The sequence below is a fragment of the Streptomyces sp. NPDC008125 genome (assembly GCF_042957125.1).
Taxonomy (GTDB): domain Bacteria; phylum Actinomycetota; class Actinomycetes; order Streptomycetales; family Streptomycetaceae; genus Streptomyces.
The window spans coordinates 158,323-177,865 of record NZ_JBIBHR010000004.1 but is presented as its reverse complement, the minus strand read 5'-3'; the positions used below and the strand labels follow the sequence as shown (position 1 = coordinate 177,865).

Below are 19,543 nucleotides of genomic sequence, written 5' to 3'. Positions count from 1 at the left end.
ACCGGGACGCCCCCTCCGGTCGGCCCCGCCCCTCCGGTCGGTGCCCCCTCCGGTCAGCGGCGTTCAGCCCCGCTCGGCTTCCACCGGGAGCCAGAGTTCGGCATCGGCCTCGGTATGGTCCGGCGACATCCGGGTGCGGAGAATCTCGGGGCCGGGGCGGCTGCGGTACGGGTTCGACGGGAACCACTCGGTGTACACGTCCCGCCAGAGCTCCTGGATGGCCTGCGGTGCCGGGCCGGAGGCGGTGAAGACCGCCCAGGTGCCGGGCGGGACGGCGAGGGCGCTCGCACCCTCGGGGGTGTCCGCGGAGGTGACCACGCCCTGGTAGTAGTCGAGTTCGGTTCCCTCGGCGCGGCTGGGGTCGAGGTCGTCGCAGACCGCGACGACGCCGTGCGGCTCCTGGTCCGAGAGCTTCGCCAGGTGCTCCAGTGCCTGCGGGTCGATCCCGCGCACGAAGTCGATGATCGCCTGGTTCGGTCCCAGGTGGACCAGGGGCACCCGGGCCTTGAACCCGACGACGGTGAAGGCCGGTTTGGCCACGACGCGGTAGCGCATGCTGCTGCTTCCTTCGACGGTGAGGCGGAAGGACATCCGGGACTGGGAGTCGAGCGCCGCGCCGGTACGCCGGGCCTCGCTCGGGCCGATGCCGTGCATGGCCCGGAATGCCCGCGCGAACGCCTCGCCCGAGCCGTAGCCGTACCGCACCGCGATCTCCAGCAGCGTCTCCCGCCCCGCGAGCACCTCCGCGCCCGCGAGGGTGAGCCGGCGGCGGCGGACGTACTCCGACAGCGGCATCCCCGCCAGGGCGGAGAACATCCGGCGCAGGTGGTACTCCGAGGTGGCCGCGGTACGGGCCAGCTCCGCCACGTCGATCGCCTGGTCGAGACGGAGCTCGATGTGCTCCATGGCCTGGTTCAGCCGCTCCAGCATGTCCGGTGCCCTTCCTCTTGACGCTCACGACGCTAGGCGGAGCCCCTCGCACCGGACCCGACATCCTGTGCCCGATCGAGTCGGGTCCGGGGAGCCGGCCGGGCGCCGGGGGTACGGCCGGACCGACGTCAGCGGACCCAGGGGCCGGGGAGGTCCTCCCGCAGCCCTTCGAGGTCGGCTGCCGTACGTCCACGCGCGTGGATCCAGGACTGGTCCCGCACCCCGTCCCTCCGTACGAGCCGACCGGGCGCGGCGTACCAGCGCACGGGCGAGTCGTCCTCGCAGGCCCACATCGGATGGTCGGGCAGGTCCACGCGGGCGTAGCGCTCGTGAAGGCACGGCAGCGATGCGTCCGGCAGCTCGCACGCGTCGTAGAGACGGAGGTCGTCCGCCCCGAACAGCGACTCGCTCAGGACGAGTTCGACCCACGCGAGGGACATGCGGTCGAGGAACGGGATCCAGCCGTCGCTCGACTCCACGACGACCGGCGGGTCGTCCTGGTCGATCTCGGCCAGGGGAATGGCCCAGAGGGCGCAGCCCTGGTTCTCCTCGCGGAAGACCAGGACTCCGCCCATGGCATCGTCCACGTGGAGCCCTGGTGCCGGAAGCAGGGGATCCTGCTGCCGGGTCAGGTCGGAGCGGCGCCCGAACAGCGCGTACCCCTCACGCAGGGCGGCCGGGAGATCGAAGCCCAACTCGGCATCGACGGAGGCCAACTCGCCCTGGCTGACTCCGTCCACCGACTCCAGAGGGCGCCCCATCCACGAATCGGCGAACCAGCGCGCGAAGTCCCAGGCGTCCGCGCGCGTACGTACCCCGCCGCGCAGCGCCACCGAGACATCAGGGCCGTCCACCATCCGGGGGATGCTACCGCCCGGGTCCAGTGTCGGGGCGCCCGTCCTTGGTCGTGCGGCGTCCCGCTTCCGTGCGGTCGGATCAGCGGCACCAGCCGGACCGGTGGCGCAGGTGGGACCGGGCGGGGCTCGGAGCGCCGGGCGGGCCCCGCCGACCCGAACTACGAGGCCGGCAGGGCCCGCCCCGTCGCTGCGGGACGGCGCATCACGCGCGCCAGGCGGCCGGCAGCCCATTCAGCAACGGAGGATGCTGCCCATGCTCGGACGCGGCCACAGCCTGATGGATACGCCGCGTCAGAAGACCGGCCGCGACAAGTTCCACCTGGTCCAGCGGCACCCAACGCACGTCGGCGACCAGATCGGCCACCCAGGACAGCCGGGCGCGGGAGGGGGTGCTGGAGCGCCGGGGCGGTGCCGCCCGTGGTGTCGGGGGGTGGGCCGGGGAGTGGCGCGCCGGGGAGCGGTGCGCCGGGGGTGTCGGGCAGCGTCGGGTCGGGGGCTCGGCGCTGTCCGGCGCGTGGGCGTTCCTGCCGAGGTGGGCTGACGCGGTGGGGCGGGACATGATGAACTGGGGTTCCGGTAACGGGGCGCGGGCTCGGATGGCGGCAATGTCCGTAAGGTCCGAGTCGGTGAAGTTGGCCCAGGACCGCACTTCTCTCGGGTAAAGCCGCAGGTCAGGAAGAGTGCTCCCCGCGCGTGCGGGGATGGTCCCGCGAGTGCCTCGATCAGGTCCAACGCCTCCTTGTGCTCCCCGCGCGTGCGGGGATGGTCCCTCCTGCTGTGCCCGTCCTTGCTCTTGGAGTGAGTGCTCCCCGCGCGTGCGGGGATGGTCCCGCCGGCGGGTGGGCGGTCGTCATGGAGCGCGCGTGCTCCCCGCGCGTGCGGGGATGGTCCCGGTTCGAGTGGATACCCGAAAATGCTCGGCTAGTGCTCCCCGCGCGTGCGGGGATGGTCCCCAGGCCGGGGTGGAGCAGAAGTACCAGCGGGAGTGCTCCCCGCGCGTGCGGGGATGGTCCCGTGGTCCGGAACGCGATCAAGCGGCTGTCCGCGTGCTCCCCGCGCGTGCGGGGATGGTCCCCACCACAGCGCAGGGGCGCTCCGCATCCCGTCGTGCTCCCCGCGCGTGCGGGGATGGTCCCTCGTGGGACCTGTCGGTGTTCCAGTACGCCGGGTGCTCCCCGCGCGTGCGGGGATGGTCCCGCGGCCTCGAGCAGGGCGGCGGGGGTGTCGGCGTGCTCCCCGCGCGTGCGGGGATGGTCCCCCCGCACTGCTCGACAGCGGCCGTGAGCCCTGGTGCTCCCCGCGCGTGCGGGGATGGTCCCTGGATCACCGAGACCGGCACGGGCCATCTGCCGTGCTCCCCACACGCACGGGGAACACCGGCTCACGCATGCTCGGCCTTCTGATGCCGTCTGCGCAGAACCCGCCAGTCGGTCGCGGTGGACAGATCGCCCATCCGCTCGGCGTCCTCCTCGGCCCAGTCGAAGTCACGGCAAACGGAGCATGCGTCTGAGCGGGAAAGTCCCTGTACCCCGGCGCGGGTCTCGCCGGTCTCCTCGTCGGGCCTCTCGCTCATAGCGCCTTCGCCCCGCCCCTGGGCGCGCGGGCTCGTCATCGCCGGTTCCTTGACCAGAAGTTGCGGACAGCGACGCGGGCACTCATCGCTTCCGCAGAAGTCACGGATCTCAGATGAAGGGGATCAACTTCCCAATGACTGTCGCCGTTCAGCGCGCGCAGGCGCAACAGACCCTCCGGGGAGCGGGCAATGATGCCGACCCGCCCTGTCCGCGTGTCCCTCATGACCGAGCCGATCTCGATACGCGACTCAGCTTGCCGGTTACTCACCATGAACGCGACGCTACGATCTGCAACTGGGCTCAGCCAGTAGCGCAGCGATGCACTTGGCTCGACATGTCGTCAGAAGTGCATCAACACGGTGCAGTCAGGCGAATACGCCCAGATGGGAGCCGACCTCACGCATCTCCGTGGTGAGGGTGCGGCGCTTTTTGGTGATCTCCTCGAAGGTGATCGAGGCGGACGACTGGTGACGGAACCACTCGGGCGCGATGTCGTCCAAGTGGATCAGCTCCTCCATCGCGGCGGTGGGGTCGCCCGTCCGGACATGAGCGCGCGCCAGGTCCAACCGGTAGCGGTTGCCGTCATTGGTACTGGGCCGCCCGAGCTGGTTCCACTGCTCCTCTTGGAGGTTCGCCTCTTCGCGGGCGCGACGGATCACGGAGCGCGCGTCGCCCGCGATCATGTAGTCCTCAAGCTCCTTCATCGTGGCCGTGACCGGCCCGAACATCGACCAGTGCCGCAACAAGTTGCGATGGGTCTTCCCCACCGCCTTTGCGGCGGTGCCGGCGGCCCGGCGAAGCGCCCGAGCCTCTTTGGGGCGGTTGTTGCGCGCCGCCGCGGCGGCAGCCTCCATCGCCAGGCCACCCCACGTCGCGTACTCGTCGGGAGTCGCCCCCATGATCTTCGGCTCGACGATGTCCATCGTGGCCACGGCGATGTCCTCGGCCTCATCGAACCGCTCGGTCCGCATGAGCAGCCAGCACATCGCGCCGACCCCGGAAGCTGCCACCAGGTCGTCCCCCGCCGCCTTCGCGTCCTCGATGGCACCCCGCGCAGCCACGTGGGCGAGATCGAATTGGCGGATCTGGGTGAGGTACCGCGCGACCAGGCTCAGCGCCTGCGAGCGCGACACCAGCGCTTTCGCGCGCTCCTCGCCGGAGTCGTAGTAGGACACCGCGTCGTTCGCCGCCCTGATGAGCGTGGGCAGATCGGCGGCGATGCTCTGGTAGGTGTCCCCGTAGTAGAGAACGGAGTTGTCGTACGTCATGCGGGTCAGGCGCCGCAGGTCCGGCTCATCGCCGACGGGCGCGCCAGAGGGTGCGAGGCTGAGCGCGGGTGTCAGCGCGATGCGTAGCTCACGCAGGTTCTGGTTGTTCGGATCATCGTGCGGGACCGGACGCGGGGGGCCCGCGGCCATGAGGTCGGAGGTCTTCACCTTGAGGGTTCGAGCGAGGGCGTGAAGCGTCTCCATCCGGACGCCGTCACCGCCCTGCTCGATCCTGCGGACCGGCCCGACCGAGATCCCCGACCTGTGTGCGAGCTGCTCCTGGCTGAGCCCTGCAGCGCGGCGGTATTTCCGCAGGTTGTCTGCGAGTTCATCGGACATGCGACACCACCTCTCTCCGTCAGAGTAAGCCCCGGGGGTAAAGCGCAAGCTCTCTTCCGGACCGATCTGCGGAGTCCCAGTTTCCGTACCCGCTGTTAGCCTGCCGCCCATGATCAAGGGTCATTCGGCAGGAGGCATGGGCCGCATACGCCGCATGGCGGGGGCCAGCAGGCCCGAGCGCGTGCTGATCGCCGCCAGCTTCACCAACCGGGTCGGCAACGGCCTGTTCAACGCGGCGTCGGCGCTCTACTTCACCCGGGTCGTGGGGCTGCCGGCAGCGCAGGTGGGCGCCGCGCTCACCATCGCCGGAGTGGTCGGCCTGTGCGCGGGGATACCCGGCGGGCATCTCGCCGACCGGCGCGGGGCGCGCACGATCATGATGCTGGCCCTCGCGGCCCAGGCGGTGTCGATGGCGGCGCTCGTCCTCGTCGAGAGCTGGGCCGCGCTCACGGTCATCGCGACGGTCGACCAGATCGCCGCAGCGGTGGGCGGGGCGGCCTGGGGCGCACTCGTGGCCCGGGTCGGGGGTGAGCGCCCGGCCCTGTTCCGGGCGAAACTGCGCACCTTCGTCAACCTGGGCGTCATTCTCGGAACGGTCGGCGCGGGCCTCGCGTTGGCCGCCGACACCCGTGGCGGCTACGTCACGCTGATCCTCGGCAACGCGGCGAGCTTCGCCCTGTGCGCGGTGCTGCTGCTCCTCCTGCCTCACTATCCGGTGCTGGCGGCACCGCCCCTGCAGCGTCGCCGGCTCGCTTTCGCGGACCGCCCGTTCCTGACGTTCACCGTCCTCTACGGCGCCATGGGGCTGCAGTATCCGGTGGTCTCGCTGCTCCTGCCGATCTGGATCTCCGGACACACCGAGGCGCCGAGTTGGACGGTGGCGGCGCTCTTCGCCGTCAACGCCGCCTTCTGCGTGCTGATGCAGACCCGCATCGGCTCGCGTATCGAAACCCCGTACGACGGTGGCAGGGCGTTCCGCACGGCGGGGCTTCTCTTCCTCGTCAGCTGCCCGATGATGGCGCTGGCCGCGTTCACTCCGGTCTGGGCGGCGGCGGGGCTGGTGCTGGCCGCGATCTTCGTCCACAGCCTGGGGGAGGTCTGGGAGTCCTCGGCCGCCTTCGCCCTGGGCTTCGGTCTCGCTCCCGACCACGCCCAGGGCCAGTACCAGGGTCTCCTCGGCCTCGGCTTCAGCGCCGGTCAGGCGCTCGCCCCCGCGATCCTCACCACGGTGGTGCTCGGCCTCGGCACGACGGGGTGGCTGCTGCTGGCGTTGTTCTTCGCGGCGGTGGGCGCTGCCGGGCCCCCGCTCGCCCGCCGGGGCGTCCGGACCCGGCCGCAGCAGGGTGTTGCCACCGAGGTGGCGGGATGACCGAACCGTAGGCGGCCAGGCCTTCACGCGCATACGTGTCGGCATGCTCAGGCCGACCGCCGGGGGCGGGTCGTGGGCTGCCCGGATGGCGGAAGGCGAGCAATTCGCGGTCCTGTTGGACCGGTTGATGGAACGCAGGCGGATGGATGCCGCCGCGTTGAGCCGGTCGGCGGGACTTGACGGCGAAGGTGAGGGCGGGGGACCCGAGGTTGCGGTTCCTCAGCAGCCGCATGAGCAGCGCCCCGGGTCCGGTCGGGTGGACCGCTGCCGCCAGGACGTTCCTCGTGGCGACGGGACGCTACTGGTCGCCCGCCACCTATGGAGGGATCGGGCGCGGGACCGTCCCTCTGACGGGTGAACTCCTCGCGGATTTCTGTACCGTTCTCGATGTTCCCGCCGCCGACCTGGCAGCGCTGACCGGCCTCATGCCCGCCGAGCCCCCATCCCCCTGTCCCACGCCTTACGGAGTGAGCGGCATGGTCTGGGACGTACGGCGGCTGACCGCACACCAGTTGGAGCGGGCCACCGGGTTCGCGGAAAGCCTGGGGCGCTGAGCCCACCGCGCACCGCCGCCCGTACCGACGCCGTACGTCGCCGGTACCGACGCCGCCCGTACCGACGCCGTACGTCACCCGTACCGACGCCGCGCCCGGCACCAGTGCGCCCAACTCGCCCAGCTTCACCGGCCATCGGCCTGCCGTCGGTCGCTCCACCGGACGCCGGTACGCCGTACCCCGGTGGGGCGGCGGACTCCTGAAAGAACTGGGTGAAAGAACTGACCCCCCTCCCTCCCCTCCCTGTCATCACCCGTGCGAGTGACTTGGTTGCTCGGAGGCAGTTCGGGCGGTTACGTTCAGCGCATCGACTTCACACACAGAGCGACCCCCGTCCGGGACTGCAATCCCGACCGGGGGTCTGACCACTCAGGAAGGCAACACTTCCCCATGGCTGTAGCCGACTTTATCGCGCCCCCGCGCGCCCACTCCGGGCCCGCACACCCGACATCCGGGGTCACCCATGTCCGCACCCGGCTGACCTCCGACTTCACGATCCTGCACAACTCGCTGGCCCAACGCCGGGGCAGCGCCGCCGCAGTAGGCGTCGGCGCCTACATCCTCTCGCTGCCGGACGGTGCCCCCGTGACCGTCGACGCCCTCTGCGCCCACTTCGACGAGGGCCGGATCACCCTCTCCCGGGCCCTGCGGGAGCTGGAGCACGCGGGTTACCTGGTGCGCCGCAAGGAGCGTTGGGCCGGGGGCGTCATCCGGACCCGCACCTACTTCCGTACGGTCCCGGGCCTGCACCTTCCGGAGCGGGAGGCGCCAAACCGTACGGGCTCGGAGCTGCCGGAGCTGGACCAGCCGCGCTCGGACGGGACGGGGCCGGACGCGACGGGCCGGCAGGGATCCGCCATCCCTGCCCCGGTACTGCCCGCCCCGGTACTGCCCGCTCCGGCACTGTCCGCTCCGGCACTGCCCGCCCCCGTACTGCCCGCCCCGCGTCCGCCCGCCGACATGCCGACCGCACCGGCCCCGGACGCACCTCCCAACGCGGCGGACGAACGGCAGGCCGACACCGACAGCAACGCCGATGCCGACGCCCATGCCCATGCCCATGCCGACGCCAAGGCCGACGCCAAGGCCGATGCCGTTCCGCCCCAGTCGGACGAGACGGACACCGGCGTGAAGGAGCCCGCACCACTCGGCATCGCCGATGTCGACCCGATGGCCGTCGTGATCCTCGCCTCGCTGCGCATCGTCGACCCCAGGCTGGTCTTCACCCGCCGCGAAGTCGAGGAGATGGCACCCGGCGTGGCCGCCTGGCTGGCCCATGGGATCGACGCCGAGACGATCACCCAGACCCTCACGATCGGGCTCCCGGCAGTCTTCCTCACACGTCCGGCCCGCGTCGTCGGCTACCGGCTCCGCGACGAGCCCATGCCCCTCCCCGGGTCGTCACGCCCCGCCCCAACCGTCGCAACGGGACTACCCGGTACGTCGATCGGGGCGCCACTACCGCGTGCGGCGCCGCAACTTCAGCCCTGGCAGACCTGCGACGGCGGATGCGAGCGCGCATTCCGGGCGCCCGAGCCGGGCTCCTGCCGGGAGTGTGCCGAAGGCGACGTCGCCGCACCGGACCACACCGCCGACGCCGCCACCGGTTCGATCGCGTCCATGCGCGACGCTCTCCGCGAGAGCAAAGAAGCGAGGGCCGCCGCGCCCACCAAGCGCCGCAGGATCCCGGTCCGCAAGCAACCATGGGCGGGAGCCCCCGCACTCGCCTGAACGGCCCGGTGCGGAACCGCTGCCCGTCGCCCCGGCGGGCGTCCGGGGGCACGGCTGCGCGAGGAGCGGCCACGCCGCGCGCTGCGCCCCTCCCACTTCTTCACCGCCTCGTTCCAGAAGTACGCGCCGCTCGGCCGCTATCGGGGATCGGCGATGCTGGAGCTGACGACCAGCAACCGTGTGACGCCGTGGTGGGCCATGGCACCGGCGATGTGTCGCGGTGACGGCTCCGGCTACCGCACCGGCGGCAGGCCGCTGATCTGGTTCTTCAACCGGACGATGTCGTCCTCGGCCTTCGCCAGGCGCGCACGGATCTTCTCGACCACGTTGTCGGGGGCCTTCGCGAGGAACGCCTCGTTGCCGAGCTTGCCCTCCGCCTGGGCCTTCTCCTTCTCGGCCGCGCCGAGGTCCTTGGTCAACCGCTTGTGCTCGGCCGCGACGTCGATCGTGCCGGACAGGTCGAGCGTGACCGTGGCACCGGCGACCGGGAGCGTCGCGGTGGCGCTGAAGCCGTCGCCCTCCGGCTGGAGGCGCAGGAGCTGGCGGATGGCGGCCTCGTGGGCGGCGAGCCGCGTACCCGACAGGTCCAGGCGGGCCGGGACCTTCTGGCCGGGCTGGAGGCCCTGGTCGGAGCGGAAGCGGCGGACCTCGGTGATGACCCGCTGCAGGCTCTCGATCTCCGCCTCGGCTCCGGCGTCGCGGAATCCGCTGTCCACCGGCCAGTCGGCGATCACGACGGACTCGCGGCCGGTCAGCGTCGTCCACAGGGTGTCCGTCACGAACGGGACGACGGGGTGCAGCAGTCGGAGCGTCACGTCGAGGACCTCGCCCAGGACGCGTGCCGAGACCTTGGCCGCGTCGCCGCCCGCGAAGAACGTCGTCTTGGAGAGCTCGACGTACCAGTCGAAGACCTCGTCCCACGCGAAGTGGTAGAGGGAGTCGGCGAGTTTCGCGAACTGGTAGTCCTCGTAGTACGCGTCCACCTCGGCCACGACCGTGTTCAGGCGGGACAGGATCCAGCGGTCGGTGGCCGACAGCTGCTCCGCCGGGGGGAGTTCGCCCTCGACCGTCGCGCCGTTCATCAACGCGAAGCGGGTCGCGTTCCAGATCTTGTTGGCGAAGTTGCGGGAAGCCTGGACCCAGTCCTCGCCGATCGGCACGTCCGTACCGGGGTTGGCGCCCCGTGCCAGCGTGAAGCGCAGCGCGTCGGAGCCGTACTTGTCCATCCAGTCCAGCGGATCGACCGTGTTCCCGAAGGACTTCGACATCTTCTTGCCGAACTCGTCACGGACCATGCCGTGGAACGCGATGGTACGGAAGGGAACCTCGCCGTCCATCGCGTACAGGCCGAACATCATCATCCGGGCGACCCAGAAGAACATCAGGTCGTAGCCGGTGACCAGAACGGAGTTCGGGTAGAACCTCTCAAGGTCGGGCGTCCGCTCCGGCCAGCCCATCGTCGAGAACGGCCACAGGCCGGACGAGAACCACGTGTCGAGGACGTCGGTGTCCTGCGTCCAGCCCTCACCCGTCGGCGGCTGCTCGTCGGGGCCGACGCAGACGGTCTCGCCGTTCGGGCCGTGCCAGACGGGAATCCGGTGACCCCACCACAACTGCCGTGAGATGCACCAGTCGTTGAGGTTGTCGACCCAGTCGAAGTACCGCTGCGAGAGTTCGGCGGGGTGGATGTCCACCCGGCCGTCGCGGACCGCGTCACCGGCGGCCAGGGCGAGCGTCTCGACCTTCACCCACCACTGCAGGGACAGCCGGGGCTCCAGCGTCGTCCTGCAGCGCGAGCAGTGGCCGACCGAGTGGACGTACGGGCGCTTCTCCGCGACGATCCGGCCCTCGGCCCGCAGCGCGGCGACGATGGCCGAGCGGGCCTCGAAGCGGTCGAGCCCCTCGAACGGACCGTGGACCGTGATGACGCCGCGCTCGTCCAGGACCTCGATCGACTCCAGGTCGTGGCGCTGGCCGATGGCGAAGTCGTTCGGGTCGTGGGCGGGCGTGACCTTGACGGCTCCGGTGCCGAACTCCGGGTCGACGTGGGTGTCGGCGACCACCGGGATCGTGCGGTCGGTCAGCGGCAGCCCGATCCGCTTGCCGATCAGGTGGGTGTAGCGCTCGTCGTCGGGGTGGACGGCGACGGCGGTGTCGCCGAGCATCGTCTCGGCACGGGTCGTGGCGACGACGACGGTGTCGTCGCCCTCGCCGTACTTCATGGAGACGAGCTCACCGTCATCGTCCTGGTAGTCGACCTCGATGTCGGAGATGGCCGTCAGACAGCGCGGGCACCAGTTGATGATGCGCTCGGCGCGGTAGATCAGGCCGTCGTCGAACATCCTCTTGAAGACGGTCTGGACGGCCCGGGACAGGCCCTCGTCCATGGTGAAGCGGTCCCGGCTCCACGCCACGCCCGCACCGAGGCGCCGCATCTGTCCGGCGATCCGGCCTCCGGACTCGGCCTTCCACTCCCAGACACGCTCGACGAAGGCTTCCCGCCCCAGGTCGTGGCGGGACTTGCCCTCCTTGGCGAGCTCCCGCTCGACGACGTTCTGGGTGGCGATGCCGGCGTGGTCCATGCCGGGCTGCCACAGCGACTCGTACCCCTGCATCCGCTTGCGGCGGGTGAGGGCGTCGATCAGCGTGTGCTCGAAGGCGTGGCCGAGGTGGAGGACTCCGGTGACGTTCGGCGGCGGGATGACGATCGTGTACGGCGGCTTCTCGCTCTTCGCGTCCGCCTCGAAGTACCCGCGTTCCACCCAGCGCTCGTACAGCGGCCCCTCCACCTCGGCCGGCGCGTACTGGGTCGGCAGGTCAGGGGTGCTGTTCGGCCCGGTGGGGCGCTGAGTCTCGTCGGTCACGACGACCATCCTATGACCCGGCCCTCCGGGCGCCCTGCCCACCGAGGCCGCCCGCCGGACCCGCCCTCCGCTCACCTCTCCGGCGGCGGACCCGCCCTCCGCTCACCTCTCCGGCGGCGGACCGCCTTCGCTCACCTCTCCGGCGGCGGAGCCGTCACCCGTCCGGTGAGCGCCGCGAGCGAATTGCGTACGTGCGTCATGTGGGCCTGCAACTCCTCGCGGCCCACCTCGTGTTCGCGGATGACGCGTTCGGTCTCGCGGACCACCCGCTCCTCGCGCACCCGGGCCTCGGCGAGGAGTTCGGCGGCGCGGGCCTCCGCGTCCTCCTGGCCGTGCCGCGCGGCCTCCTCCGCCTCCGTGAGCCCGCGCCTCGCCGCCGCGAGGACGGCGTCCGCGCGCCCCATCAGCTCGTCGTGACGCTCCGTCAGCCGCGTCTCGTGCGCGAGGAGTTCGGCCTCCGAAACCTTGTGGCGTTCGGCGTGCTCCTGCTCCTGGTGGGTGAGGACGCTGGTCGTACGGGCACGGGTCTGGGCCATCAGCTCCTCGCCCTCCGCCCGGATCCGCGCCGCGTCCTCGCCGGCCTGCGCGAGGAGGTCGGCCGCCGTCCGGCGGGCCTCGGCGAGGACGTGTTCGGCGTCCTCGCCGGCCTGGGTCCGGACCTTCTCGGCGTACGCGCGGGCGGCGTCCCGCGCCTCGCGCCCGGCGGCCTCGGCCGCGTCCCGTACCGCCTGCGCGGCCTCCTGCGCGGCGGCGCCCGACTCGGCCGCCTCCTCCTCGGCGAGGGCGAGGATGGACCGGGCGCGCTCGCTCAGCTCCTGGTACGTCTGCGGGGCGAGGCCCGCGACCTGTTCGCCGAGCCGGGCCGACTCGGCCGCCAGCTCCTCCGCGAGGGCGGTCAGCCGGGAGAGCTCGTCCAGGGCCGCGTCCCGCTCCGCCGTGCGCGCGGCGAGGAAACGATCCACCTGCTCCGGGCGGTAGCCACGTCCTCGTCCCCCCACGAAGCCATGTCCGGACACCGGTGCAGCACTCATCCCTGAAGCCCTCTCTTCCGCACGCCGCCATCGATCCTGAGGTCAAGGATGCGGCAATTGGGCCGGAAGTCGGAATCGATCACCCTCTTTCCGGACGGAAGCGACCGGCGTCACAGCCCGGCGGCGTCCGCGAGCGCCCACCGCAAACACCCCAAGGGATACCCGGCCGAACCGGGCCGGACACGCGTAAACGCCCGCCCCTTCGAACGGAGAGGTCTTCCGTTCGAAGGGGCGGGCGCCCCGGGCCCGCAAGGCACCGGATCGGGCCACGACCGGATCGGGCCACGACCGGATCGAGTGATCAGATCAGGCCGTCCCACATCTGTTCCAGCAGCACCGACCACCAGCTCTCCGGCGACGCGAGCGCCGCCGGGTCGAGAGCCGCCAGGGCCGCCTGGAAGTCGACGGTCCAGCGGCCGGCCTGCTCCGGGTTCAGCCCGTACCGCAGCCGCCACATCCGCCCGAGCAGGGCCATGCACCGCACGAACTCCGGCAGCCCCGTGTTCACGAACTGCGGCAGCACCGCCTGCCCGCCCGGACCGGCCTCCACGGGCACGGCGACGATGTTCGCCGTGCCGTACTGGACGCAGATCGCCCGGCCGAAGTCCGTACCCATCACGAGGTACGCCCCCGCGTCCGGCGCGGGCCGCACCTGGCGCTGCGCGGCCAGCTCAGCGAGGGTCGGCACGACCGGCTGGCCGGGCTGGGCCCAGAAGAACGGCCCGAAATCGGCGGGCAGCCCCGCCCAGACCAGCGTCCGGCCCACCGTCTCGGGTACACCCTGCCGGGACACGGCCCGCTCGTCGAAGCGGAGCACGCCCTGCGGACCGAACGCCTGCAGCAGCTCCTCCGCCACCCCTTCCGGCCCGACCGGAGGCGCGGCCTGCACCGGCGGCAGCGGCGCCCGCACCGGGGCGGGCCGCGCCGGGCCGTCCGCCACCTGGTGCAGCTCGCCCTGGTGGGTGAGGAGGTGCCGCATGCCCTGCTGACGGCTCGCGTGGTCGGTGCCGTACGGGGCGACGCTGGTGATCCGTACCTGCGGCCACATCTCGCGGATCATCCGCGCGCAGTAGCCGCCGGGCAGCTCGCAGGACTCCAGCTCGGTGTGGAGCTCGATGACCTGCTGCGGCGGCACGTTCATGCCCCGCAGCTCGTAGAGCATCTGCCACTCCGGGTGCGGAGTGCCCGGCGCCGACCGCCGGATGAGCTGCTGCTCACTGCCGTCGGGCGCGCGGTACCGCAGCACCGCCTGGTAGCCGGGACCCACGGTCGGCGGCTGGGCGGGCTGCTGCGGATAGCCGTACGCGGGGGGCGGCGGGGGCACCGCGGAGGGCCCCGGCACACCGGCCACGGGCGGCGGCGGGCCGGGAGGCCCCACCGGGACGCCGACCGGCGGACCGACCGGCGGCGCGGCGAACACCGTCTCGGCATGGTGCACGTCACCGCGCGGACCCGGCGCGGGCGGAGCGGGCGGGCCGGGAGGGCCGGGCGTCACGGATGGGCCGGGAGGCGCGGGCGGACCAGGAGGCGCGGGCGGACCGGGCGGTGCCGGCGGCTGCGGCATGCCCGGACCGCCGACCGCGGGAGCCAGCTGCGTCGGTACGTAACCGGCGGCGGGCACCCCGGGCGCACCCGGGCCCGAGACCGGCGGCGGCGCCACGGGACGTACGCCCGGGATGCCCGGGGCGCTCGGCGGTGGGGGCACCGTACTGGGGCGCGGGGCGCGCGGCGGGACCACGGCCTTGCTGGTCGCCGCGCCCGCGATGTCCTCGGCGTCGGGCGGGACGCCCGGCCCCCGCTTGAGCGGCGGCTTCCCGCCCGACATCAGCGTGGTCGGCGCGTCGGCCGGAACGCTCGGCGCGGGCACGCCCTCGTCGTCGGTGCCCGAGAGCGGCGGGGCGAACACGGTGGCGGGCAGCGGGACAGCCGCGTCGTCCGAATTGCGGTTGGTGTCCGTACCGGCCCACGGCGTGGCACCGTCCGGCACGGGCGCGGCAGCCGGGGAACCCGTCGCGGGCACCCCGTCCGACGCGGTCGGCTCGTGGTCCTCGGGCTCCTGCGGCGCGGGCCGGGCGGAGGGCGCGGACGGCGCGGCGTCGCTCACGGCGGCAGCCCCGGCGGACCCGCCCATCCCACCGGCAGCCCCGGCGGACCCAATCGCCCCACCGACAGTCGCGTCGGGCCCGCCCGCCCCACCGGCAGTCGCGTCGGACCGCTGCTCGCGCCTACTGTCCGGAATGCCCAGCTTGTCGGCCGCTTCCTGGAGCCACTCCGGCGGCGTCAGCAGGAAGGACGTCTGGTTCAGGTCGATGCGCGCGGGCGGCTGGGGGGCGGGCGCCGCGTCCTGCGTGGAGCCGTACTCCTCCTCGTAACGCCGTACCACCTCGCCCACCGGCAGTCCCGGCCACAGAGTGGCCTCGCCGCTGTCGCGGGCGATGACCAGCCGCTGCCGGCCGCCGTCCGAGACGGGGCCCTCCGGGCGGTCCTCCGCCCACACCACGAAGCCCAGGTCGAACTCGCGGACCCGTACCTCCCGGTGCTGGTAGGCGGGCACGTCACCGTTGACCCACTCGTCGGCCCGCTCCTGCGCCTGTGCGAACGTCACCATCGCGCTCAGCCCTCCACCGGGACGGCCCGCGCGAAGCCGCCGTCCACCATCAGGTTCGCCACCGTCTCCAGCTCCTGCGGGCTGCCCGCCAGGCGCTGGAGGAACGCGTCGAAGTCCGCACCGCACGGCAGCAGCAGCCGCTCGGAACGCTCCTGCACCGACAGGTCGTTCCGGTCGCGCGCGTCGTCGTACGCGCAGAACCAGACCGAACCGATGCCGCTCCCCCTCACCTTCACCGCCAGCAGACCGCCCTGGACGAACGCGACCCCCAGGAAGTCCTTGGTGAAGTGGTCCCGCAGGCACTTGTTGACGTAGACGAGGTCGTTGACCGCCGCCTCCTCGCGCACCGTGAAGAACGGCTGGTCCACCAGGAGCCCCAGTTCGGGGTCGAGCGCGGTGCCGACCGGGGCCGAGCCGCCCGCCGCCTTCAGGAACGAGCGGTACGCGCCCGGCAGCCGGTACCCCAAGTCCTCCTCGACGCCCTGGATCTGCTGCTCGGACACCGCGACGGCGCCCTTCGGCAGCCGGAAGTGCGCGGGCCGGGTGCCCTGCAACGGCCGCGTGCCGCGCCGCTCGTGGTCCACCGGGGTCGTCGACAGACCGGCGTGGTGGCGCAGCAGCGGCTTCACGTCGACCGGTACGAGCTCCATCCGGCGGCTGCCCGACACGTGGTGCCAGGTCCAGCCGTGCGGCGTCGCGACGGACGGGATCGTGTCCCACAGCTCGTGACCGGCCGCCGCCAGCGCCGCGTTCGCCGACACGTAGTCCGTGAGCCGGAGTTCGTCGATGCCGAAACCCTCCGGCGGGTCGGCGATCTCCGCCGCCGCGCGCGCGTACGGGGAGAAGTCCGGATGACCGTTCGCGTCGATCCGCACCCCCCTCGGGTGGCGCGACGCCCGGACCGGGTCCGGGAAGTGCACGACCTGCCCGGCGTAGGCCGCGTTCGGTGGCGCGGCTTGCTGCCCGAGCCGACCTGTCGTCATGGCGGTTGCCCCCTGCTGCGTCCGGTGTTCCGCACAGCCTATGCGGTGGCGCAACAGGCCGGACCGCCCCTTTCCCGGCCGTCACCGACCGTCACGCGGAGGTGACGGAAGAGCGACGGTTGGGCGGCTTTGGGCGACACGCTGTTCCCAATACCGCCCCAGCTTCCCCACCGTCCGACACATTTGGCAGGCTGTCCCCCGCAACTCGGGGGATTGCACGGGAGGAATTCGACGCCATGCACGATGTACATACAGTCATTTCCGGGGACCCGCGCCTCAGCTGGAGCACCACCGACTCCAACCGCACCCCCCGGCTGCTCCACCGCCGCGACGGCATCCTGCCGGCCGTGGCCGCCGCGCTGTCCGTACGCGGGGAGACGCTCACCTGCACCGCGGGCAAGGGGGACCAGCCACCTGTCCTGCACCACCTCGTCCAGGACTTCCTGGACACCCTCCCCACCAGCCAGCGCGAACGTTTCACCGGCCGCTGCCCCGAGGCGATACTTCTCTCCCGGCAGCTCGCCGCAGCCGAGGTGACCCGCTCCAAGCGCGCCCAGCGCAAACCCCTCACCAGCGGCGAAGCCCGGCGCGTACTCAAGCACGGCCGCCTCACCGCCCGCCACATCCGCGAGGACGGCGACCCCAGGCACGGAAGCTACGCGGCGCCCTGCCGCTCCTGCTCGGTGATGCTCGCCCACTTCGGCGTCCGCCCCGTCGACCTCACCGCCGACGGCGCGGCCACCTCGGCCGAGAAGGGCTGACGGGGCCCCCATGCAGAACCTGAGCCAGCACGGACCGGGAAGGCGCATTCCGGGACAGCACGACCTGAGCCGGCACGACCCGGTCCGGGACCACAGCACCCGCTTCACCCCCGTCGTCGAGAAGGCCCTGCGCGCGGCGGGCTGGGAGCCCGGCCGCTGGATCATCCGGCAGGCCGAGGAGTGGGCCGACGCGCTGCGTGCCCACACCTCACCGGCGGGGCACGAGCACGCGGTGTTCCCGGCGGTGGTCGAGGCATGGGCGGAGTTCGGCAACCTGCACATCCCCGTCCCCGGACCCGGCCGGCAGATCGCCCCCGCCTCCGTGACGATCGACCCGCTCGGCGGCCTCCATCTCGCCCGCACCCTGGGCGACCTCGGCCGGGCCCTGGAGACCGAGATCAGCCCCCTGGGCCAGGAGAGCGAGGGGCAGGGGGTCCTCGCCATGGACGCCGAGGGGCGCGTCTACAGCGTCGACCACACCGGCGACTGGTTCCTCGGCGCGGACATCGACCGGGCCCTGAACACCCTCCTCACGGGCATCCAGCCGACCCGGCTGACGTCGGGCTGAGGGGTTCGCCCAGGAACCGCGTCACGCGCCGGGCAGCCCCTCGCTCTCCCCCACGCCACGGACACCGAGCCCCTGTCCCGGCAGCGCCACCTCCATCGGCACCGACTCCACCTCCGGCGCCACGACCACGGGGGCCACCGCCTCCGCATCGGCCGTGTCCACGGTCCCTGCGGTCTTCGCGGGCTCCACGGGCTCCACGGTCTTCGCGGTCCCTGCGGTCCCTGCGGTCTCCGCGGTCTCCGCGGGCTCCACGGTCCCTGCGGTCTCCACGGGCTCCACGGTCTCCGCGGTCCCTGCGGTCTCCGCCGCGTCCGCCACCGGCGCGTCGGGGAGCACCGCCGACACCCGGAAGCCGCCCGCGTCGGTCGGGCCCGAGACGAAGACGCCGCCGAGCCCGGTCACCCGCTCCCGCATCCCGACGAGCCCGTTGCCGCCGCTCGGCAGCTGGGCGTCGGCGGCAGCCGCGTCGGACGGGCCGTTCTCCACCTGCATCGCGACCTCCGCCTCGCGGTGCGCGAGCCGTACCCATGTCTTCGCGCCGGCCGCGTGCTTGTGCACGTTGGTCAGCGCCTCCTGCACCACCCGGTACGCGGTCTGCTCGACCTGCGGGGCGTACGGGCGCGGGTCGCCGTCCACCGACAGCTCCACGGTCATGCCCGCCTGGCGCGACTGGGCGACCAGCGCCTCCAGCTCGCCGAGGCGCGGCCCGTCCTCCGGCGCCGCCTCGGCGGCGGCAGCGGCAGCGGCGGCCCGGCCCACGGAGGCCAGCGGCTGCCGCCCGTCACCCGTGCCCGGTCCCGCACCGGAACCCGTACGCGGCGCGACCAGGGCGTCCCCGCTGCGCAGCACGCCCAGCATCTCGCGCAGCTCGGTCAGTGCCTGTCGTCCCATGTCCCCGACGAGCGCGGCGTTGCGGACCGCCTTCGCCGGATCCTTGGGCGCGATGGCCTGGAGCGCCGCCGCGTGCACCACCATGAGGGACACCCGGTGCGCCACCACGTCGTGCATCTCCCGGGCGATCCGGGTCCGCTCCTCCGTACGCGCCCACTCCGCGCGCTCCTCGGCCCGGTCCGCGAGCAGCGACAGCTCCCGCTCCAGCGAGTCGGCCCGTTCGCGCAGGCTCTCCATCAGCCGTCGGCGCGCGCCGATGTAGAGGCCGAAGAGGAGCGGGGGCGCGGTCAGCCCCAGCGCCATGAAGAGGGAGACGACGGGGGCGTACCAGTCCCCGGGCACGGCGGCGGAGGACGCCTGGTCGACGAGGTTCCGGCTCAGCCGCAGGAACGTGACGACGAAGCTGCCGACCAGCGACATCCCGGTCAGGACGACGGTGATCCTGCGCGGTACGTCGGAGGCGGCGAGCGAGTAGAGGCCGACGAGTCCCATGAGGAAGCCGACCTCGGCGGGTGTGGTCGCGATCGACACCAGCACCACGGCGATCGGCCACCGGCGCCGCAGCACCAGGACCGACCCGGCCAGCAGCCCGAAGAGCACGCCGACCGGCACCGGCAGCCGGGCCTCCTGGGCGAACTGGACCCCCTCCAGCCCGCACTCCAGCGCCGAGACCAGCGCCAGTCCCACGTCCAGGGCGACACCGCGCCGCCTTTCCCACCACCAGTAGCCGCGGGTGGTCATCCCCGCCGCCTCCCGGTCTGCCCCCGTTGCGGTCATGCCATCCACCCTACGGGCGGGCGCATCCCATTTTCGGGTGACCGCGAGAGCACGACACGTGTTCGAACAAGGGGGAGCCGGGGAGGACCCCAGGAACCGGCGCGGCACGAGGCGTTCCGGTCGATCACCGCCACGTGACGGATGCCACCGCCGGGCGGACGGCGGCGCCGGGAAGGGAATTCCGGCATCGAACACCGGAGACGGCTTGCGGCGCACATCCCGAAAAGTGCCCATCCGCACCGTCGCACCGAGGGGCGGAGGTACGGCATAGTAGGGGCTGCCGATCACTCGGTTCCACCGAATCGGACATAGAAGGCAATCCATCCCGGGTCGTCTAATGGCAGGACAAATGGTTTTGGTCCATTGAATGAGGGTTCGATTCCTTCCCCGGGAGCTCTTCGACGCGGGCCCCGACCTCACCGGTCGGGGCCCGCGCCC

14 protein-coding genes, 1 tRNA gene, 1 pseudogene and 1 CRISPR repeat array are annotated in these 19,543 nt (G+C 72.5%); of the genes and pseudogenes, 6 read left to right on the top strand and 10 right to left on the bottom strand.

All coding sequences use genetic code 11. The features are described from left to right. Positions 1-63 precede the first annotated feature (63 nt). The 5 genes from ACFZAX_RS08620 to ACFZAX_RS08600 form a co-directional block, all read right to left on the bottom strand. Complete coding sequence (locus ACFZAX_RS08620; protein WP_390960232.1) at positions 64-930, bottom strand: GyrI-like domain-containing protein; 867 nt, start codon at positions 928-930, stop codon at positions 64-66. A 128-nt stretch (positions 931-1,058) separates the two neighbouring features. After that, on the bottom strand, positions 1,059-1,787 hold the full coding sequence (locus ACFZAX_RS08615) for an SMI1/KNR4 family protein (protein WP_390960231.1): 729 nt from the start codon (positions 1,785-1,787) through the stop codon (positions 1,059-1,061). A 202-nt stretch (positions 1,788-1,989) separates the two neighbouring features. Then, complete coding sequence (locus tag ACFZAX_RS08610; RefSeq protein WP_390960230.1) at positions 1,990-2,151, bottom strand: hypothetical protein; 162 nt, start codon at positions 2,149-2,151, stop codon at positions 1,990-1,992. A gap of 316 nt (positions 2,152-2,467) precedes the next feature. Beyond that, positions 2,468-3,167: a CRISPR direct-repeat array (repeat unit 29 nt; unit sequence GTGCTCCCCGCGCGTGCGGGGATGGTCCC). Position 3,168: 1 nt separating this feature from the next. Further along, positions 3,169-3,399, bottom strand: a complete 231-nt coding sequence (locus ACFZAX_RS08605) for a hypothetical protein (protein ID WP_390960229.1) — start codon at positions 3,397-3,399, stop codon at positions 3,169-3,171. Between the two features lie 327 nt (positions 3,400-3,726). After that, positions 3,727-4,968: a helix-turn-helix domain-containing protein gene (locus ACFZAX_RS08600; RefSeq protein ID WP_390960228.1), complete on the bottom strand. Its 1,242-nt coding sequence runs from the start codon at positions 4,966-4,968 to the stop codon at positions 3,727-3,729. Between the two features lie 109 nt (positions 4,969-5,077). Here ACFZAX_RS08600 and ACFZAX_RS08595 point away from each other — a divergent pair, with 109 nt between their 5' ends. The 3 genes from ACFZAX_RS08595 to ACFZAX_RS08585 all read left to right on the top strand — a co-directional run bounded on the left by ACFZAX_RS08595 (position 5,078) and on the right by ACFZAX_RS08585 (position 8,622). Then, positions 5,078-6,337: an MFS transporter gene (locus tag ACFZAX_RS08595; RefSeq protein ID WP_390960227.1), complete on the top strand. Its 1,260-nt coding sequence runs from the start codon at positions 5,078-5,080 to the stop codon at positions 6,335-6,337. 230 nt (positions 6,338-6,567) lie between these two features. Next, positions 6,568-6,891, top strand: coding sequence for a hypothetical protein (locus ACFZAX_RS08590; protein ID WP_390960226.1), 324 nt, complete (start codon positions 6,568-6,570; stop codon positions 6,889-6,891). A 390-nt stretch (positions 6,892-7,281) separates the two neighbouring features. Beyond that, positions 7,282-8,622 carry a translation initiation factor IF-2 gene (locus tag ACFZAX_RS08585; protein WP_390960225.1) on the top strand — a complete coding sequence of 447 codons (1,341 nt, stop codon included), beginning with the start codon at positions 7,282-7,284 and terminating at the stop codon, positions 8,620-8,622. Positions 8,623-8,855: 233 nt separating this feature from the next. Here ACFZAX_RS08585 and ACFZAX_RS08580 read toward each other — a convergent pair whose 3' ends face one another. The 4 genes from ACFZAX_RS08580 to ACFZAX_RS08565 all read right to left on the bottom strand — a co-directional run bounded on the left by ACFZAX_RS08580 (position 8,856) and on the right by ACFZAX_RS08565 (position 16,108). Next, positions 8,856-11,486, bottom strand: coding sequence for a valine--tRNA ligase (locus ACFZAX_RS08580; protein ID WP_390960224.1), 2,631 nt, complete (start codon positions 11,484-11,486; stop codon positions 8,856-8,858). 131 nt (positions 11,487-11,617) lie between these two features. Beyond that, complete coding sequence (locus ACFZAX_RS08575) at positions 11,618-12,517, bottom strand: cellulose-binding protein (RefSeq protein ID WP_390960223.1); 900 nt, start codon at positions 12,515-12,517, stop codon at positions 11,618-11,620. A 301-nt stretch (positions 12,518-12,818) separates the two neighbouring features. Beyond that, positions 12,819-15,125, bottom strand: a complete 2,307-nt coding sequence (locus tag ACFZAX_RS08570; protein WP_390960222.1) for an SUKH-4 family immunity protein — start codon at positions 15,123-15,125, stop codon at positions 12,819-12,821. A gap of 5 nt (positions 15,126-15,130) precedes the next feature. Continuing rightward, entirely contained in the window at positions 15,131-16,108 is a 978-nt protein-coding gene (locus tag ACFZAX_RS08565) for an SMI1/KNR4 family protein (RefSeq protein ID WP_390960221.1), read from the bottom strand. Positions 16,109-16,344: 236 nt separating this feature from the next. Here ACFZAX_RS08565 and ACFZAX_RS08560 point away from each other — a divergent pair, with 236 nt between their 5' ends. Beyond that, positions 16,345-16,869 carry a YwqJ-related putative deaminase gene (locus ACFZAX_RS08560; protein ID WP_390960220.1) on the top strand — a complete coding sequence of 175 codons (525 nt, stop codon included), beginning with the start codon at positions 16,345-16,347 and terminating at the stop codon, positions 16,867-16,869. A 10-nt stretch (positions 16,870-16,879) separates the two neighbouring features. Continuing rightward, a complete protein-coding gene (locus ACFZAX_RS08555; protein ID WP_390960219.1) occupies positions 16,880-17,437 on the top strand; it encodes an SUKH-3 domain-containing protein in 558 nt (185 codons plus the stop codon). A gap of 321 nt (positions 17,438-17,758) precedes the next feature. Here the strand turns inward: ACFZAX_RS08555 and ACFZAX_RS08550 are convergent. Then, a pseudogene (locus ACFZAX_RS08550) lies at positions 17,759-19,105 on the bottom strand (sensor histidine kinase); the annotation flags it as partial. A 323-nt stretch (positions 19,106-19,428) separates the two neighbouring features. On the opposite strand from ACFZAX_RS08550, the gene ACFZAX_RS08545 reads away from it, so the two are divergent. Further along, a tRNA-Gln gene (locus ACFZAX_RS08545) sits at positions 19,429-19,499 on the top strand. The last annotated feature ends 44 nt before the right edge of the window (positions 19,500-19,543 follow it).

Coding starts and splice junctions, on each gene's coding strand:
- ACFZAX_RS08620 (WP_390960232.1), bottom strand. CDS start 930: ATGCTGGAGCGGCTGAACCAGGCCATGGAGCACATCGAGCTCCGTCTC.
- ACFZAX_RS08615 (WP_390960231.1), bottom strand. CDS start 1,787: ATGGTGGACGGCCCTGATGTCTCGGTGGCGCTGCGCGGCGGGGTACGT.
- ACFZAX_RS08605 (WP_390960229.1), bottom strand. CDS start 3,399: ATGACGAGCCCGCGCGCCCAGGGGCGGGGCGAAGGCGCTATGAGCGAG.
- ACFZAX_RS08600 (WP_390960228.1), bottom strand. CDS start 4,968: ATGTCCGATGAACTCGCAGACAACCTGCGGAAATACCGCCGCGCTGCA.
- ACFZAX_RS08595 (WP_390960227.1), top strand. CDS start 5,078: ATGATCAAGGGTCATTCGGCAGGAGGCATGGGCCGCATACGCCGCATG.
- ACFZAX_RS08590 (WP_390960226.1), top strand. CDS start 6,568: ATGAGCAGCGCCCCGGGTCCGGTCGGGTGGACCGCTGCCGCCAGGACG.
- ACFZAX_RS08585 (WP_390960225.1), top strand. CDS start 7,282: ATGGCTGTAGCCGACTTTATCGCGCCCCCGCGCGCCCACTCCGGGCCC.
- ACFZAX_RS08575 (WP_390960223.1), bottom strand. CDS start 12,517: ATGAGTGCTGCACCGGTGTCCGGACATGGCTTCGTGGGGGGACGAGGA.
- ACFZAX_RS08570 (WP_390960222.1), bottom strand. CDS start 15,125: ATGGTGACGTTCGCACAGGCGCAGGAGCGGGCCGACGAGTGGGTCAAC.
- ACFZAX_RS08565 (WP_390960221.1), bottom strand. CDS start 16,108: ATGACGACAGGTCGGCTCGGGCAGCAAGCCGCGCCACCGAACGCGGCC.
- ACFZAX_RS08560 (WP_390960220.1), top strand. CDS start 16,345: ATGCACGATGTACATACAGTCATTTCCGGGGACCCGCGCCTCAGCTGG.
- ACFZAX_RS08555 (WP_390960219.1), top strand. CDS start 16,880: ATGCAGAACCTGAGCCAGCACGGACCGGGAAGGCGCATTCCGGGACAG.